Source organism: Mycobacterium sp. NGS50 (assembly GCF_059812545.1).
Genome location: NZ_JCALCW010000020.1, coordinates 23,356 through 38,422, shown reverse-complemented (window position 1 = coordinate 38,422; position 15,067 = coordinate 23,356). Strand labels below are relative to the sequence as shown.

At 66.8% G+C, this 15,067-nt stretch carries 16 protein-coding genes; 4 read left to right on the top strand and 12 right to left on the bottom strand.

Going from position 1 to position 15,067, the window contains the following annotated elements; all coding sequences use genetic code 11:
• Positions 1 to 12: 12 nt before the first annotated feature.
• From mftD to mftA, 4 genes are read right to left on the bottom strand one after another with little or no spacing between them, the layout of a single operon-like run.
• On the bottom strand, positions 13 to 1,197 hold the full coding sequence (mftD, locus tag AC5Y36_RS15390; RefSeq protein ID WP_500041791.1) for a pre-mycofactocin synthase MftD: 1,185 nt from the start codon (positions 1,195 to 1,197) through the stop codon (positions 13 to 15).
• Positions 1,198 to 1,200: 3 nt separating this feature from the next.
• Complete coding sequence (mftC, locus tag AC5Y36_RS15385) at positions 1,201 to 2,382, bottom strand: mycofactocin radical SAM maturase (protein WP_500041790.1); 1,182 nt, start codon at positions 2,380 to 2,382, stop codon at positions 1,201 to 1,203.
• Positions 2,379 to 2,702 carry a mycofactocin biosynthesis chaperone MftB gene (gene mftB, locus AC5Y36_RS15380; RefSeq protein ID WP_500041789.1) on the bottom strand — a complete coding sequence of 108 codons (324 nt, stop codon included), beginning with the start codon at positions 2,700 to 2,702 and terminating at the stop codon, positions 2,379 to 2,381. The genes mftC and mftB overlap by 4 nt, the downstream gene beginning before the upstream one ends.
• Positions 2,687 to 2,812, bottom strand: coding sequence for a mycofactocin precursor MftA (gene mftA, locus AC5Y36_RS15375; RefSeq protein ID WP_500041788.1), 126 nt, complete (start codon positions 2,810 to 2,812; stop codon positions 2,687 to 2,689). The genes mftB and mftA overlap by 16 nt, the downstream gene beginning before the upstream one ends.
• Positions 2,813 to 2,914: 102 nt before the next feature.
• Here mftA and mftR point away from each other — a divergent pair, with 102 nt between their 5' ends.
• Both mftR and AC5Y36_RS15365 read left to right on the top strand, forming a co-directional pair.
• Positions 2,915 to 3,535, top strand: a complete 621-nt coding sequence (mftR, locus tag AC5Y36_RS15370; protein ID WP_500041787.1) for a mycofactocin system transcriptional regulator MftR — start codon at positions 2,915 to 2,917, stop codon at positions 3,533 to 3,535.
• Positions 3,525 to 4,571, top strand: a complete 1,047-nt coding sequence (locus tag AC5Y36_RS15365) for a DUF2332 domain-containing protein (protein WP_500041786.1) — start codon at positions 3,525 to 3,527, stop codon at positions 4,569 to 4,571. Before mftR ends, AC5Y36_RS15365 begins: the two co-directional genes overlap by 11 nt.
• A gap of 86 nt (positions 4,572 to 4,657) precedes the next feature.
• Here AC5Y36_RS15365 and AC5Y36_RS15360 read toward each other — a convergent pair whose 3' ends face one another.
• Positions 4,658 to 5,845 (bottom strand): NAD(P)/FAD-dependent oxidoreductase, encoded by a 1,188-nt coding sequence (locus AC5Y36_RS15360; RefSeq protein WP_500041785.1) that lies wholly within the window; start codon positions 5,843 to 5,845, stop codon positions 4,658 to 4,660.
• A 17-nt stretch (positions 5,846 to 5,862) separates the two neighbouring features.
• Positions 5,863 to 6,336, bottom strand: a complete 474-nt coding sequence (locus AC5Y36_RS15355; protein WP_500041856.1) for an Rv2324 family transcriptional regulator — start codon at positions 6,334 to 6,336, stop codon at positions 5,863 to 5,865.
• Between the two features lie 127 nt (positions 6,337 to 6,463).
• On the opposite strand from AC5Y36_RS15355, the gene ddaH reads away from it, so the two are divergent.
• Positions 6,464 to 7,315, top strand: a complete 852-nt coding sequence (gene ddaH, locus AC5Y36_RS15350) for a dimethylargininase (protein WP_500041784.1) — start codon at positions 6,464 to 6,466, stop codon at positions 7,313 to 7,315.
• Positions 7,288 to 8,547, top strand: coding sequence for an ornithine--oxo-acid transaminase (rocD, locus tag AC5Y36_RS15345; RefSeq protein WP_500041783.1), 1,260 nt, complete (start codon positions 7,288 to 7,290; stop codon positions 8,545 to 8,547). Before ddaH ends, rocD begins: the two co-directional genes overlap by 28 nt.
• Before the next feature lie 73 nt (positions 8,548 to 8,620).
• Here the strand turns inward: rocD and AC5Y36_RS15340 are convergent, their stop codons facing one another.
• The 6 genes from AC5Y36_RS15340 to rpsL all read right to left on the bottom strand — a co-directional run bounded on the left by AC5Y36_RS15340 (position 8,621) and on the right by rpsL (position 14,827).
• Positions 8,621 to 9,445, bottom strand: coding sequence for a mycofactocin-coupled SDR family oxidoreductase (locus AC5Y36_RS15340; protein WP_500041782.1), 825 nt, complete (start codon positions 9,443 to 9,445; stop codon positions 8,621 to 8,623).
• Positions 9,446 to 9,495: 50 nt separating this feature from the next.
• On the bottom strand, positions 9,496 to 10,293 hold the full coding sequence (locus AC5Y36_RS15335) for an SHOCT domain-containing protein (protein WP_500041781.1): 798 nt from the start codon (positions 10,291 to 10,293) through the stop codon (positions 9,496 to 9,498).
• A gap of 211 nt (positions 10,294 to 10,504) precedes the next feature.
• Positions 10,505 to 11,695: an elongation factor Tu gene (gene tuf / locus AC5Y36_RS15330; protein WP_500041780.1), complete on the bottom strand. Its 1,191-nt coding sequence runs from the start codon at positions 11,693 to 11,695 to the stop codon at positions 10,505 to 10,507.
• A gap of 102 nt (positions 11,696 to 11,797) precedes the next feature.
• On the bottom strand, positions 11,798 to 13,903 hold the full coding sequence (gene fusA, locus AC5Y36_RS15325) for an elongation factor G (protein WP_500041779.1): 2,106 nt from the start codon (positions 13,901 to 13,903) through the stop codon (positions 11,798 to 11,800).
• Positions 13,904 to 13,982: 79 nt separating this feature from the next.
• Positions 13,983 to 14,453, bottom strand: a complete 471-nt coding sequence (gene rpsG, locus AC5Y36_RS15320; protein WP_066986953.1) for a 30S ribosomal protein S7 — start codon at positions 14,451 to 14,453, stop codon at positions 13,983 to 13,985.
• Positions 14,453 to 14,827, bottom strand: coding sequence for a 30S ribosomal protein S12 (gene rpsL / locus AC5Y36_RS15315; protein WP_007167812.1), 375 nt, complete (start codon positions 14,825 to 14,827; stop codon positions 14,453 to 14,455). The genes rpsG and rpsL overlap by 1 nt, the downstream gene beginning before the upstream one ends.
• Between the last annotated feature and the right edge of the window lie 240 nt (positions 14,828 to 15,067).

Below are 15,067 nucleotides of genomic sequence, written 5' to 3'. Positions count from 1 at the left end.
CGCCCGCCCGGCCTAGCCGGCGGGTACGCCGAGGGCTCGAGCAAACCCGTCCGGGATCAAGATGTGGTCGGGGGTGAGGTCGTGCACCGAGGCGCAGCCCAGGCCCATCAGCGCCGAGTCGATGCCACCGTGCAGGATGTCGAGCACGTTCTCGACGCCCGGCTGCCCGGCGGCCGCCAGGCCCCACAGATAGGCCCGGCCGATCATCACCGCGCGTGCGCCGAGGGCCAGCGCCTTGACGACGTCGCTGCCGCGCCGGATGCCGCCGTCCAGCAACACCTCGATCTGGTCACCGACGGCCTCGGCGACGGCCGGCAGCGCACGGATCGCAGCCGGGGTGCCGTCCAGGTTGTTACCGCCGTGATTGGACACCGAAATCGCTGTAACCCCCGCGTCGACAGCCCTTTTCGCATCGTCGACGCGCATCACGCCTTTGAGCATGAACGGTCCGCCCCACTGCTCGCGCAGCCAGGCGATGTCCTCCCAGGTGGGCGGCGGCGTGCCCATCCACTCCCCGTACGCCTCGAAGAACGGCGGTCCGGGCTCGCCGCGTCGGGCCTGGTTGGGCACGCGCAGTGTGGGTGGCCGAAGAGTCTTGCCCCAGCTCCACATGTAACGCGGCTTGGTGATGACCTCGGGCAACATCCGCACGATGGTGGCCAGGTTCATCTTTTCCGGAATCTTGGGGCTACCCCAGTCCCGGCCGTGCGAGAAGCTCCAGTCGGTGGTCGCGATCAGGCCCACCGCGCCGGCCGCCCGGGCCCGTTCGGCCCGTTCGGCGATCGCGTCGCGACCGCCCAGCCAGTAGATCTGGAAGAACGTCTTCGGGTTGGCGGCGATGACGTCTTCCATCGGCTTGCTGGCGAACGACGACAACCCCATCGCGGTCCCGCGAGCCGCCGCCGCCCGCGCCACGGCCACTTCGCCATCTGGGTCGACGGCCTGGACACCGGTGGGAGAAATCATCACCGGCAACGAGATCTCTTGCCCCATAACCGTTGTTGCCAGATCTCGCTTGGCTGGAGCGCCAACGACGTGCGGGGCGAAGCCCAGCTCGCTGAACGCTGCGACGTTGTCGCCGACCGTCACGCCCTTCTCACTGGCGGAAATCAGCGAGGAGTAAGCGGATTTCGGCAGCCGTTTGCGCGCCCGTTCCTGGGCGATGGCGACCGTCTCGAACCAAACATCACGAGCCATAATCTAAATTGGGCTTTCATTGCATAGGCGGGCCGGCGGACGCATCGACAGCGTCAACGGCACCGGACCGGTGATCGGTTTGCCGCGGGAATGGTCGGCAGCCGGGCGCGGCTTGTCGCGTTCCGCGGCCAACGCCGGGGCGCCGTAACCCTGCACACACTCCGGGTCAGGACCGTCCAGCGGAAGCCCGGTGAAGAACTTGGCCGCCATGCAGCCACCCCGGCAGCTGTCGTAGTGATCGCAGCTGCCGCAGGCGCCGGCGGACTGCGGTTCACGCAACTCGCGGAAGAGCGGAGCGTTCTTCCAGACGTTGTCGAAACCGCCATCGGACAACACATTTCCGGCCAGGAACCGATCGTGGATGGCAAACGGGCAGGCGTACACGTCGCCGACCGGATCGATCAGGCACACCACCCGTCCGGCCCCGCACATGTTCAGCCCGGCCAGCGCACCGGGTGCACCCAGCCCGGACAGGTGGAAGAACGAGTCGCCGGTGAGGACCCCCTCGCCCTTGGCCACCAGCCAGTCGTAGAGCTGAACCTGCTGAGCGGCAGTGGGGTGCAGGTCGTCCCACACGTCCGCGCCGCGGCCCGACGGCCGCAGCCGGGTGATCCGCAGGGTGGCGCCGTAGCGGCTGGCCAGCGCGGCGAAGTCGTCGAGCTGATCGACGTTGTGCCGGGTGACGACCACCGAGATCTTGGCGTCGCGGAACCCCGCGGCGGCGAGGTTCTCCAGCGCGCGCACCGCCATCTCGAACGAACCCTCGCCCCGCACCGCATCATTGATCTCCGCGGTGGCGCCGTCCAGCGAGATCTGGACGTCGACGTAGTCGCTGGCGGCCAGCCGGGACGCGACTTCGGGAGTGATCCGCACGCCGTTGGTGGAGAACTTGACCCCGACATGATGGGCGGTGGCATAGTCCACCAACTCCCAGAAGTCCGGGCGCACAGTGGGTTCGCCACCACCGATGTTGACGTAGAACACCTGCATGCGTTCGAGCTCGTCGATGATGTCCTTGCACGCCCTGGTGGACAGCTCGCGCGGATCGCGTTTGCCCGACGACGACAGGCAGTGCACGCAGGCCAGGTTGCACGCGTAGGTCAGCTCCCACGTCAAGCAGATCGGCGCGTCCAGCCCGTGCTCGAACTGCTCGATGAGACGGGGCACCGGTGCCACGGACGTCATTGTCCCTCCCTGGGAATCAGCATTTTCGAGTCCACCAGCACGCCCAGGGCGTGCAGGTACAGACCCTGGTCGGCGTCGTCGACTCCGGCTGCGCGACAGGCGGATCGGATATCGGGGTGATCCGCCAGGGACCGCACCACCTCGACGATGGTGCGGTTCTTCAGAAACGACAACTTGCGGGTGCCGAAGTGGTACAGCAGTGCACCGAACGGCTCGGGTCGCAGTGCCACCTGCGGGTGCAGGCCCCAGCTGCGATCGGGGTCGAACACCGGGGTGTCCGGCCGCAGGGCGGCCTCGGGCACGGTCAGTAGACCCCGCACATACCGTCGATGGACACCTCTTCGACCAGGGTCTCGGTCACGAGCTCTGTGCTCGATGTCGCCGGCGAAGTGGCTCCGGCGGCGCTATCGATCTTCTGGTTCTGGTCCATGACGCTGGCCTCCATAGTCGGGTTCGACAAGTCACTGTCGTGTCGGTCACAATCTTGGACAGAATATGGCATCGAGTGCCGTAAAGAAAGAGGGACTGCCGGATGGGGCGTGCCGCGGGATCGCAGTCCCGGCCACGGGCCGGGCGGCGCCGCTCCACGACGCCGCATCACATCACCGACGTGGCCATCGACCTGTTCGCGGCGCGGAGCTTCGACGAGGTCAGTGTGGACGACGTCGCACAGGCCGCCGGGATTGCCCGCCGCACCCTGTTCCGCTACTACGCCTCCAAAAACGCGATCCCCTGGGGTGACTTCGACGCGCATCTGCAGACGTTGCGTCAGCTGCTTGACGCGGTTGAGCCGGATGTCCCGCTGGGTGATGCGCTGCGCGCGGCGCTGTTGGCGTTCAACACCTTCGACGATTCCGAGAGCGCGCGGCACCGCCGGCGGATGCGGGTGATTCTGCAGACCGCCGAGCTGCAGGCGTACTCGATGACGATGTATGCCGGCTGGCGCGGGGTGATCGCGGAGTTCGTGGCCAAGCGGTCCGGCGCCAAGCCCGCCGACCTGCAGCCGCAGACGGTCGCCTGGACCATGCTCGGGGTCGCGCTCAGCGCCTACGAGTACTGGCTGGCCGATGAAGGCCAGTCGCTGACGGAGGCACTCGGCGACGCCTTCGACCTGATCTGGACCGCCAGCTGGAGCCGGCTCGGTGAGCCGTGAGCGCCTGTTGGCCGCCCTCACCGTGCAGGCACAGGCCTGCCGGGGGCTCGGTTCGCCGATGTATGCGGAGCTGCTGACGCAGATCATCGACGATGTCGCGGCCGACGGGGTGTTCGGCGAGATTCTCACCGGCCACGAGGACGATCCCGGCGCCTCAGCGCTGGCCCTGCGGCTGCTCGGTGGCCTGCACCGGTTGGTTCTCGACGGCCGCGCGCCGGCGTTGCGCCGCTGGTACCCCAGCGTCGGCGGTGCCTGGCACGCCGCGTCCGCCTGGCCGGATGTGGTCGGTGCCGCGCGACGCCAGATCGCACCGCTGCGGACGGCGCTGGAGCATCCGCCGCAGACCAACGAGGTCGGCCGGTCTGCCGCGTTGATCGGCGGGTTGCTCTTCGTATTGCACCGGTTCCCGTTACCGGTACGGCTTTTCGAGATCGGGTCTAGTGCCGGCCTCAATCTGCGCGCCGACCATTTCCGATACCGCTTCACCGGCGGCGGCTGGGGCCCGGCCGGTTCGCCGGTCGTGGTCGATGACGCGTGGCGCGGCACGCGCCCACCCGATGCGGGCCTGCGGATCGTCGAACGGCAGGGCTTCGATATCGCGCCCGTCGACATCACCGACGATGACGGCCGACTCCGGCTGCTCAGTTATGTCTGGCCGGACATGCCGGTGCGGTTGCACCGGTTGCAGGCGGCGATCGACATTGCGCGACGAGTTCCCGCGGGTTTGGACCGGATATCAGCAGCCGAGGCCGTCAGCGGGTTACGCGTCGCCCGCGGCACCCTGACCGTGCTGTGGCACTCGGTGATGTGGCAGTACCTGAGCGCGGCCGAACAGCGGCGGGTCGATGTCGCAGTCACCGCACTCGCCGAGCACGCCGATGTCACAGCGCCATTCGTGTGGCTGACCCTGGAACCTCAACGCCGCACACCCGGCTCACCGCACGAGTTTCTGGTGCGGGCCCGCTGCTGGCCGGAGCACACCGACGAGATCCTCGGAGTCAGCGCGCCGCACGGCCCGCCGGTCACCTGGGAGTGAGTGGCCGTCCCGTCGCGCGACCGTGCGCAGTTGTACGCCAACACGCCACGAAATCTGGCATTCTGCGCACGCTCGCGCTCGGAAGCCTACCCGCCCAGGACCTCGGAGATCGGCGCGCCGGCGGCGATCTTGGACCGGGCCTTCATCACCTTGGCCGACATCCCGCCGCCGACCACCGCCACCAGCGCACCCGCACGCTCGAAGTAGGCGAGGAACTTGCGCCCGTCGTCCTCCACCAGATGCACGGTGTCGGTGGCCAGCGGTTCACCCAGGCACTGGATCTTGACGTCGTACTGATCGCTCCAGAAGTAGGGCACGACCACTTTGGGTTCGGATTCGTGCCCCAGCAGCGCCGGCACCACGACCCGGGCCTGCTCGGCGACGTTGCTCCAATGCTCCACGCGCACTTGATGTCCGGCCGAGTCCCGCCACGAGGCGGCGTCGCCGAGCGCCCACACATGCGGCGCGCTGGTACGTCCGGCAGCATCGCAGATGATTCCGTTGTCGACCTGCAGGCCGCTGTCTGCCAGCCAGTCAGTGGCCGGTCGCGAGCCGATGCCGACCACCACCAGGTCGGCGCTCAGCTCGGTGCCGTCGGTCAACACCACGGCCTCGATGTGGTGTTGACCGCGCACCTCGGCGACCCCGACGCCGGTACGCACGTCGACGCCCTCCTCGCGGTGCAGTCGGGTCACCAGCGCGCCGATCTGCTCACCGAGCACCGAGGCCAGCGGGGTGGGCTGCGGTTCCACCAGCACCACCTCGATGCCCAGCGCTCGCATGCTGGCCGCGACCTCGCAGCCGATGAAGCCGGCGCCGACGATGACGGCGTGCCGCGCGGTCGACGCGTGCTGGCGCAGCGCGAGGCTCTCCTCGACCGACCGCAGCACCCGGATGCCTTCCAGGTCGGGGAAGGCCGGGATGCGGCGCGGCACCAGGCCGGTGGAGATGACGAGTTCGTCGTAGCCGATCACGGAGCCGTCAGCCAGGGTCACCGCCTGGGCGGCGGTATCGATGCCGGTGGCCGCCGAGCCCAACCGCAGCGTGATGTTGTTGTCGTCGTAGAACTCTCGCGGTTTGAGCGTCACGTCGTCGACGCCGCTGTGCAGGACCTCCTTGGACAGCGGCGGCCGGTCATACGGAAGATGCACCTCGTCGCTGACGATGGTCACCGGACCCGCGTAGTCCGACCGACGCAGTTGCTCGGCGGTGCGAGCAGCGCCCAACCCCCCGCCAACGATCACGATGCCGTTGCTGGATGCGCTAGTAGTCACCTGGCGTTTCTACACGATTACGGAACAGAATGGTTCGTTACCCCGCCAGCCCGGGACCTATCGATCAGGTTGGACAGCACGACGATGCTCTCGCTGCGTTCGATGTCGGCGCTGCCGCGGATGCGTTCCAGTGCCTCCTCCAGGTGACTCATGTCGCGGGCCAGCACGTGCAGGATGGCGTCGGCGGTGCCGGTGACGGTGGCGGCGTCGACCACCTCGGGAATGTCCGCCCAGGCCCGCCGCAGCTCGTCGGGTGCGATCCGGCCATGGCAGTAGACCTGAACGTAGGCCTCGGTGCGCCAGCCCAGGGCGTTGCGGTCGATGACGGTGGTGAATCCTTTGATCACACCGCTATCCATCAACCGGTCGACCCGACGTTTTACCGCCGGCGCCGACAGGTTCACTCGCTCCCCGATCTCGGCGAACGTTGCCCGTGCATGCTTGGCGAGCTCGGCGAGAATCTGGTCGTCGACGGCATCGAGCCGGTCCATCCCCACCAGCCGGCCCCCTTTCGGACGCAACAGACTGCTATCTTCTGCGATTCTATGCAATAAATATGGATCATCAACGCAACAGCCGGTGATTGATTGTCTCCGCGTGGGCTCATATCGTCGGATTATGACGATTTTCGATGTCGTCACGGCCGGCGCGCCCGCGCGGCACCCCGAACGCACCGCGCGGCCCCGCCACTACGTGATGACCCCGCCGAGACACTTCGACATCCGGTACGCGATCAACCCGTGGATGAACCCCACCACGCCCGTCGACACGGCCGCCGCGCTCACCCAGTGGGAGCACCTGTGCCACGTCTACCGGGGGCTGGGCCACACCGTCGACCTGGTCGAGCCGGTCGCCGGGCTACCGGACATGGTGTTCGCCGCCAACGGCGGGCTGATCATCCACGACACCGCGATTGTCGCTCGGTTCACCTATCCGCAACGCCGGGCCGAATCCGTCGCCTACGCGCGGTGGATGGCGTCGCACGGCTATAGCCCGGTCAGTACGCTTCACCTCAACGAGGGGCAGGGCGATCTGATTGCGATTGGCGGAATCCTGCTGGCGGGCACGGGTTTCCGCACCGACGTCCGCGCTCACGCCGAGATCGCCGCTCTGGTCGGAATGCCGGTCGTCAGCCTGGAACTGGTCGATCCGCGCTTCTACCATCTCGATACCGCGCTGGCCGTGCTGGACGACGCCACCATCGCCTACTACCCGCCCGCGTTCGCCGCTTCCGCCCGCGCCCAGCTGGAGTCGCTGTTTCCCGACGCGATCGTGGTCGCCGGCAGCGACGCCGACGTCCTCGGCCTCAACGCGGTGTCCGACGGGCGCCACGTGGTGCATCCCGCCGCCGCGGTCGGGTTCGCCGGGCAGTTGCGCGATGCCGGGTTCGTGCCGATCGGCGTCGACCTGTCCGAACTGCTGAAGGGCGGCGGATCGGTGAAATGCTGCACGCTGGAGGTGTATTCGTGACGGTGCTGGAAAGCCCGGGCACGCGCACCGCGGCGGCGGTCGCGCTGGACATGCGCTACGCCGCGCACAACTACGCCCCGCTGCCGGTGGTGGCGGCCCGCGCCGAGGGCGTGTGGATCACCGACGTCGAGGGTCGCCGCTACCTGGATTGCCTGGCCGCCTACTCGGCGGTGAACTTCGGGCATCGCAATCCGGAGATCACCGCGACGGCTCACACACAACTGGACGCGGTCACGGTGGTCAGCCGTGCCGTGCACGCCGAGGCGCTGGGACGGTTCTGCGCGGCGCTCGCCGGGCTCTGCGGCAAGGACATGGTGTTGCCGATGAACACCGGCGCCGAGGCGGTGGAGAGCGGGATCAAGGTTGCCCGCAAGTGGGGAACCGACGTCAAGGGCGTTCCGGCGGGCCGGGCGAACATCGTGGTTGCCGACAACAACTTTCACGGCCGGACCATCAGCATTGTCAGCTTCTCGTCCGACGAGACGGCGCGCCGCGGCTTCGGGCCGTTCACCCCCGGCTTCCGGTCGGTGCCGTTCGGTGACGCCGACGCGGTGGCGGCCGCGATCGACGCCGATACCGTCGCGGTGCTGCTGGAGCCGATTCAGGGAGAGGCCGGGATCATCGTGCCGCCCGAGCACTACCTGCCCGCGGTGCGGGCGATCTGCACCGCGGCCAACGTGCTGCTGATCGCCGATGAAATCCAGTCCGGCCTGGCCCGGACCGGACGCACCTTCGCCTGCGACCACTGGGGTGTGGTGCCCGACATCTACCTGCTGGGCAAGGCGCTCGGCGGTGGGGTGGTGCCGCTGTCGGCGGTGGTGGCCGACCGCGGCATCCTGGGCGTACTTCGACCTGGCGAACACGGTTCGACGTTCGGCGGAAATCCGTTGGCCGCCGCGATCGGCAGCACCGTCGTGTCGATGCTGAATCGCGGCGAGTTCCAACACCGCGCAACCGAGCTCGGCGCGCTGATGCAGGAACGCCTGCGGGAGTTGCGCGGTCGTGGGGTGCTGGCGGTACGCGGCCGTGGGTTGTGGATGGGGGTCGACATCGATCCACGCCTGGGCTCCGGCAGACAGATCAGCATGCGGCTAGCCCAACACGGGGTGCTGGCGAAGGACACCCACGGCCCGACGCTGCGCTTCGCTCCCCCGCTGGTGATCACCGCAGCGGAGATCGACTGGGCCGTGGACCAGTTCGCACAGGTGCTGGCTGATTCCGCCGGACATTGAGATCGCGTCCAGGGTCGTGGATCGGGCACGCATCGCAGCCCTCACCGCAATCGCACCGATGAGCGCGGACGGGTCAGTACTTGAGCACACCCTTGTCGACCGGGATCTGGGCCCCCGACAGGGTTCCCGACCCGTCGCCGGCCAACCAGGCCACCACATCGGACACCTCGTCGGGGCGCATGAAGCCCTTCGGCTGCAGCGGCATCGGTGCGAAGCTGTGCACGTAGTGGGGGTATTCGGCGAACACCTTCATCATCGCTTCCGGCTCGATCATCGGGGTGTCCACCGAGTACGGGTGGATCGAGTTGACCCGGATACCGAATTCGGCGGCCTCCAGCGCCAACGAATTGGTCAGCGCGACCAGCCCGTACTTGGACGCCGAGTAATGGCCGTTGCCCGGGGTGGCCTTCAGTCCGGCCGACGAGCTGACGATCACCACCGAGCCGCCGTTGCCGGCGTCGATCATCGCCGGCAGCACCGCGCGCACCGTGCGCCAGGTCCCGGACAAGTTGATGTCGATGACGGTGTCCCACTGCTCGTCGGACAGTTCCCACAGGCGCCCCCAGCTCAACACGCCCGCGTTGGCCACCAGAATGTCGAGCCGGCCGAACTGCTCGACGCCGTCGGCAACCAGCTCGCGCAGCGCCGCGTCGTCGCGGATGTCGACCGGGCGCGCCAGGATCTTGCGTCCTTCGGCTTCCACCGCGCGTACCGTCTCGGCGAGGTCCTCCGGCGTCGCCGCCGTGTAGGTGATCGTCTCGGAAGCCGGAGCGCAGATGTCGGAGGCGATGATGTCGGCACCCTCTCGCGCCAGTCGCACCGCGTGAGCCCGACCCTGTGCGCGCGCGGCCCCGGTGATGAAGGCGACCCGTCCCTGCAAAGTCCCGTTAGCGTTCACGTCAATAGGCTAGCAGCAGAATTAGAACGTGTTCTACTGTCCGCCAACCCTCATAATTCGGCGATGATCTGCTGCCGTTTCTGTGCGTACTCGTCGTCGGTCACGACACCGGCGATCCGCAACGCGTCCAACTCCTGCAGACGCTGCGCCGCCGACCGTGGCTCCGCGGTGCCGCCCCCGGTGCGCTGCTCGGCGGCGCGTCGGACCACCGCCGACACCTGTTGACGCACCACCGGGTTGGATCGGATGTCCATCGTGCCGTGGGCCGCCGCCACACCATTGGTCCGCAGAATCTGCAGGATCTCCATCAGCGGGCCGGCCTGACCGGTGAGGTCATAGGTCCGGTTGTCCTCGGCGAGGGTGAACTGGGCCGGGACCGTACCGCTGAGCAATGCGCTGCGCTGCCAGTCGATTTGATAGTTGTTGGTGGCGGGATCAACGAGGACGGCCAGCTTGCGGCTGGAGATCATCGGCAGCCGTGTCACCGACGCGAGGACCCGATCCTGGGTGTCGAACGGCGCCAGCCCGGTCCCCTCGATGTGCAGGTCGAGTTTGATCAGCGGTTGCTCGTTGATCCGGGTTCCGGTCTCGTGCATCCCGGTCACCTGCGCCAGCGCCAGCACCCCGTTCTGTTCCAGGAATTGACTCTTGGCAGCTGATTTCGCGCCGAAATTCGTCAGCAGCAGTGCGACCAGAACGTCGGCGATGGTGACCAGCAGCCCGGCGTAGAGCATCCACTTCATCACGGACTGCTGGCCCACCGCGAAATAGACGATGAGGAAGATCGGCCCCACCAGCCCGCCGCACAGCAGCACCATGGCCTGGGCCTTCACATAACGCCACAACATCGCCACACCTTATCGGGCGCGCAGCCAACCCGCGGGGCAGTGCGCCCCGCCGTGCGGAATGCCTCCGCCTCCAGTGGCAATCTCACGACGCGACATGCCCGCGACGCGTCGTGAGATTGCCACTCGGCGAAGGGGTGCCCGCATCGGCCCGTGATGGGCAGACGCAGAAGCCCCCGAATCCTTGCGGATTCGGGGGCTTCCGACGGGGTTACTACTTGATGATCTTGGTGACCCGGCCGGCGCCGACGGTGCGGCCACCCTCACGGATGGCGAACCGCAGACCCTCGTCCATGGCGACGGGCTGGATCAGCTTCACGCTCATCTCGGTGTTGTCACCGGGCATCACCATCTCGGTGCCCTCCGGCAGGCTCACCACACCGGTCACGTCGGTGGTGCGGAAGTAGAACTGCGGGCGGTAGTTGGTGAAGAACGGCGTGTGGCGACCACCCTCGTCCTTGGACAGGATGTAGGCCTGGCCCTCGAACTCGGTGTGCGGGGTGGTGGTGCCGGGCTTGACCACAACCTGGCCACGCTCGACGTCCTCACGCTTGATACCACGCAGCAGCAGACCGACGTTGTCACCGGCCTGACCCTGGTCGAGCAGCTTGCGGAACATCTCCACACCGGTGACGGTGGTCTTGGTGGTTGAGGTCTTGATGCCGACGATCTCGACTTCCTCGTTCACGTTGACCACGCCGCGCTCGACACGGCCGGTCACCACGGTGCCACGACCGGTGATGGTGAACACGTCCTCGACGGGCATCAGGAACGGCTTGTCGGTGTCGCGGACCGGGTCCGGGATCGACTCGTCGACGGCCTCCATCAGCTCCTCGACGGACTTGACCCACTTCTCGTCGCCCTCGAGCGCCTTGAGCGCCGACACGCGGACAACCGGGGCGTCCTCGTCGAAGTCCTGGGCGGCCAGCAGCTCGCGGACCTCCAGCTCGACGAGCTCGAGGAGCTCCTCGTCGTCAACGGCGTCGGACTTGTTCAGCGCCACCAGGATGTAGGGCACACCGACCTGACGGGCCAGCAGCACGTGCTCGCGGGTCTGCGGCATCGGGCCGTCGGTGGCGGCCACCACCAGGATCGCGCCGTCCATCTGGGCGGCACCGGTGATCATGTTCTTGATGTAGTCGGCGTGGCCGGGAGCGTCGACGTGGGCGTAGTGCCGCTTGTCGGTCTGGTACTCCACGTGGGAGATGTTGATGGTGATACCACGCTGACGCTCTTCGGGCGCATTGTCGATCTGGTCGAATGCGCGCGACTCGTTCAAGTCGGGGTACTTGTCGTGCAGAACCTTGGTGATAGCCGCGGTCAGTGTGGTCTTGCCGTGGTCAACGTGACCGATGGTCCCGATGTTGACGTGCGGCTTCGTCCGCTCGAACTTCGCCTTCGCCACTTCTGTGTCCTCCTGGACTGTTGGTGCTGAGTTACAGCAGGTTGATCTTTTTTGTTGTTGCCACCGTAGCGGCCGGGGATTACTACGCGTAAGCCTGGCGGCCTACTCGCCCGTCGCCTTCGCGATGATCTCCTTCGACACCTGAGCCGGTACCTCGGCGTAAGAGTCGAACACCATCGAGTAATTCGCCCGGCCCTGGGTCTTCGACCGAAGGTCTCCAACGTAGCCGAACATCTCCGACAGCGGCACGTGCGCCTTGACAACACGCGCACCGCTGCGCTCTTCCATGGCCTGGATCTGGCCACGACGGGAGTTCAAATCGCCGATCACGTCGCCCATGTAGTCCTCGGGCGTGGTGACCTCGACGGCCATGATCGGTTCCAGGATGACCGGCTGAGCTTGCGCCGCAGCCTTTTTCAGGGCCTGCGAGCCGGCGATCTTGAAGGCCATCTCGGAGGAGTCGACGTCGTGGTACTGACCGTCGAGCAGGGTCACCTTCAGGTTCACCAGCGGGTAGCCGGCCAGCACGCCGTACTGCATGGCGTCCTGGGCGCCGGCGTCCACCGACGGGATGTACTCGCGGGGAACGCGACCACCGGTGACCTTGTTCTCGAACTCGTAGGTCGCACCGTCCTCGCCGTCGACCAGCGGTTCGAGCGCGATGAGCACCTTCGCGAACTGACCCGACCCACCGGTCTGCTTCTTGTGGGTGTACTCGACCTTGTCCACCGCCCGCTTGATGGTCTCCTTGTAGGCCACCTGCGGCTTGCCGACGTTGGCCTCGACCTTGAACTCGCGGCGCATCCGGTCCACCAGGATATCCAGGTGCAGCTCACCCATACCGCCGATGACGGTCTGGCCGGTTTCCTGATCCAAGTGCACCTTGAAGGTGGGGTCCTCTTCGGCGAGCTTCTGGATCGACAGCGACAACTTTTCCTGGTCGCTCTTGGTCTTGGGCTCGATGGCGACCTCGATGACCGGGGCCGGGAAGGTCATCGATTCCAGCACCACCTGGTCGTTGGGGTCGCACAGGGTGTCCCCGGTGGTGGTGTCCTTCAGCCCGATCACCGCGTAGATGTGCCCGGCGCTGGCCGTGTCCACCGGGTTCTCCTTGTTGGAGTGCATCTGGAACAGCTTGCCCAGCCGCTCCTTCTTGCCCTTGGTGGCGTTGACGACCTGGCTGCCGGAGTCGACCTTGCCCGAGTACACCCGGACGTAGGTGAGCTTGCCGAAGAACGGGTGCGTGGCGACCTTGAACGCCAGCGCGGAGAACGGCTCGTCGGTCGACGGCTTGCGCACGACCTCGACGTCCTCCTTGCCCGGAGCGTGGCCGATGGCCGCCGGCACGTCCAGCGGCGAGGGCAGGTAGTCGATGACGGCGTCGAGCATGGGCTGCACGCCCTTGTTCTTGAACGCGCTACCGCACAGCACCAGGTACGCCGAGGAACTAATGGTGAGCTTCCGCAGCGCGCCCTTGATCTCGGCGACCGTGAGCTCTTCTCCGCCGAAGTACTTTTCCAGCAGCACCTCGTCGGTCTCGGCGACCGCCTCGAGCAGCTTGTTGCGGTATTCGTCGGCCTTGTCCTGAAGCTCGGCAGGAATTTCGATGGTGTCGTAGGTTTCGCCGAGCTTGGTCTCACCGCGCCACACCTTGGCGTTCATCTCGACCAGGTCGACGACGCCCTCGAACCCGCCCTCGGAACCGACCGGCAGCTGGATCGGGATCACGTTGGCGCCGAGCCGCTCTTCCATGGTGCGCACCGAGAAGTAGAAGTCGGCGCCGATCTTGTCCATCTTGTTGACGAAGCAGATCCGCGGCACGTCATACTTGTCGGCCTGCCGCCACACCTGCTCGGACTGCGGCTCCACACCCTCTTTGCCGTCGAAGACCGCGACCGCGCCATCAAGGACCCGCAGCGACCGCTCCACCTCGACGGTGAAGTCGACGTGGCCGGGGGTGTCGATGATGTTGATCTGGTTGCCGTCCCAGAAGCAGGTCGTCGCGGCCGAGGTAATGGTGATACCCCGCTCCTGCTCCTGCTCCATCCAGTCCATCGTGGCGGCACCGTCGTGCACCTCACCGATCTTGTAACTGATACCGGTGTAGTAGAGGATGCGCTCGGTCGTCGTCGTCTTACCGGCATCGATGTGCGCCATGATGCCGATATTGCGGACCTTGGTCAGGTCGGTCAGCACGTCCTGTGCCACGGCAGTTATCCCACTCTTTCGATTGCTTGATTAGGTGTTGGATTGCACCCGGCGGCCACGTCGGCAGCCGCCGACGTGATCACCAGCGGTAGTGCGCGAAGGCCCGGTTCGCCTCGGCCATCTTGTGGGTGTCCTCGCGTCGCTTGACGGAGGCGCCCAGGCCGTTGCTGGCGTCCAGGATCTCGTTGGCCAGTCGCTCGACCATGGTCTTCTCCCGGCGCTGCCGCGAGAAGCTGACCAGCCAGCGCAGGGCCAGCGTGGTGGACCGGTCGGCCCGTACCTCGACTGGCACCTGGTAGGTGGCACCACCGACGCGTCGGCTACGCACCTCCAGCGCCGGCTTGACGTTGTCCAGGGCACGCTTGAGCGTCACCACCGGGTCGGTGCCGGTCTTGTCGCGGGCCTGCTCGAGCGCGCCGTACACGATGCGCTCAGCCAGCGACTTCTTGCCCTGGAGCAGGACCTTGTTGACGAGCTGGGTGACCAGCTGCGATCCGTAGACCGGGTCATTGACCAGCGGGCGCTTCGGCGCGGGCCCCTTGCGCGGCATTAGCTCTTCTCCTTCTTGGCGCCGTAACGGCTGCGAGCCTGCTTGCGGTTCTTGACACCCTGGGTGTCCAGCGAGCCGCGGATGATCTTGTACCGGACACCGGGCAGGTCCTTCACCCGGCCACCACGCACGAGCACCATCGAGTGCTCTTGCAGGTTGTGGCCCTCACCGGGGATGTAGGCGGTGACCTCCACCTGGCTGGTCAGCTTCACACGCGCGACCTTCCGAAGCGCCGAGTTCGGCTTCTTCGGGGTGGTGGTGTACACGCGGGTGCACACTCCGCGTCGCTGCGGGCTGCCCTTGAGGGCCGCGGTCTTGACCTTGGCGATCTTGTCGCGGCGACCCTTACGGACCAGCTGCTGAATGGTTGGCATCTACCGGCTTCCTGTGTTCTTTACGGCTTTACGTCTCTGTACTGCAGTTATGCCCTGTCGCGTTACCCCGCGGCCGGGCGTGTCGCACGCGTCGGTCACGGACTCGCTCCGTTGCACACTGGACATGCGAAGTGGCCCGGCGTGCGCGTTTTATGTCACCAAACGCGCCGCACGCGGCCAGGCACGAGCTATCACAATACCCGCCGGAGCTTGGGCAGGTCAAAGCAGGAGCAGCCGCGC

Coding starts and splice junctions, on each gene's coding strand:
- rpsL (WP_007167812.1), bottom strand. CDS start 14,827: ATGCCAACCATTCAGCAGCTGGTCCGTAAGGGTCGCCGCGACAAGATC.
- AC5Y36_RS15355 (WP_500041856.1), bottom strand. CDS start 6,336: ATGGACCGGCTCGATGCCGTCGACGACCAGATTCTCGCCGAGCTCGCC.
- rocD (WP_500041783.1), top strand. CDS start 7,288: ATGCTGCACGCTGGAGGTGTATTCGTGACGGTGCTGGAAAGCCCGGGC.
- mftA (WP_500041788.1), bottom strand. CDS start 2,812: ATGGACCAGAACCAGAAGATCGATAGCGCCGCCGGAGCCACTTCGCCG.
- AC5Y36_RS15335 (WP_500041781.1), bottom strand. CDS start 10,293: ATGTTGTGGCGTTATGTGAAGGCCCAGGCCATGGTGCTGCTGTGCGGC.
- rpsG (WP_066986953.1), bottom strand. CDS start 14,453: ATGCCGCGCAAGGGGCCCGCGCCGAAGCGCCCGCTGGTCAATGACCCG.
- mftD (WP_500041791.1), bottom strand. CDS start 1,197: ATGGCTCGTGATGTTTGGTTCGAGACGGTCGCCATCGCCCAGGAACGG.
- mftC (WP_500041790.1), bottom strand. CDS start 2,382: ATGACGTCCGTGGCACCGGTGCCCCGTCTCATCGAGCAGTTCGAGCAC.
- mftR (WP_500041787.1), top strand. CDS start 2,915: ATGGGGCGTGCCGCGGGATCGCAGTCCCGGCCACGGGCCGGGCGGCGC.
- ddaH (WP_500041784.1), top strand. CDS start 6,464: ATGACGATTTTCGATGTCGTCACGGCCGGCGCGCCCGCGCGGCACCCC.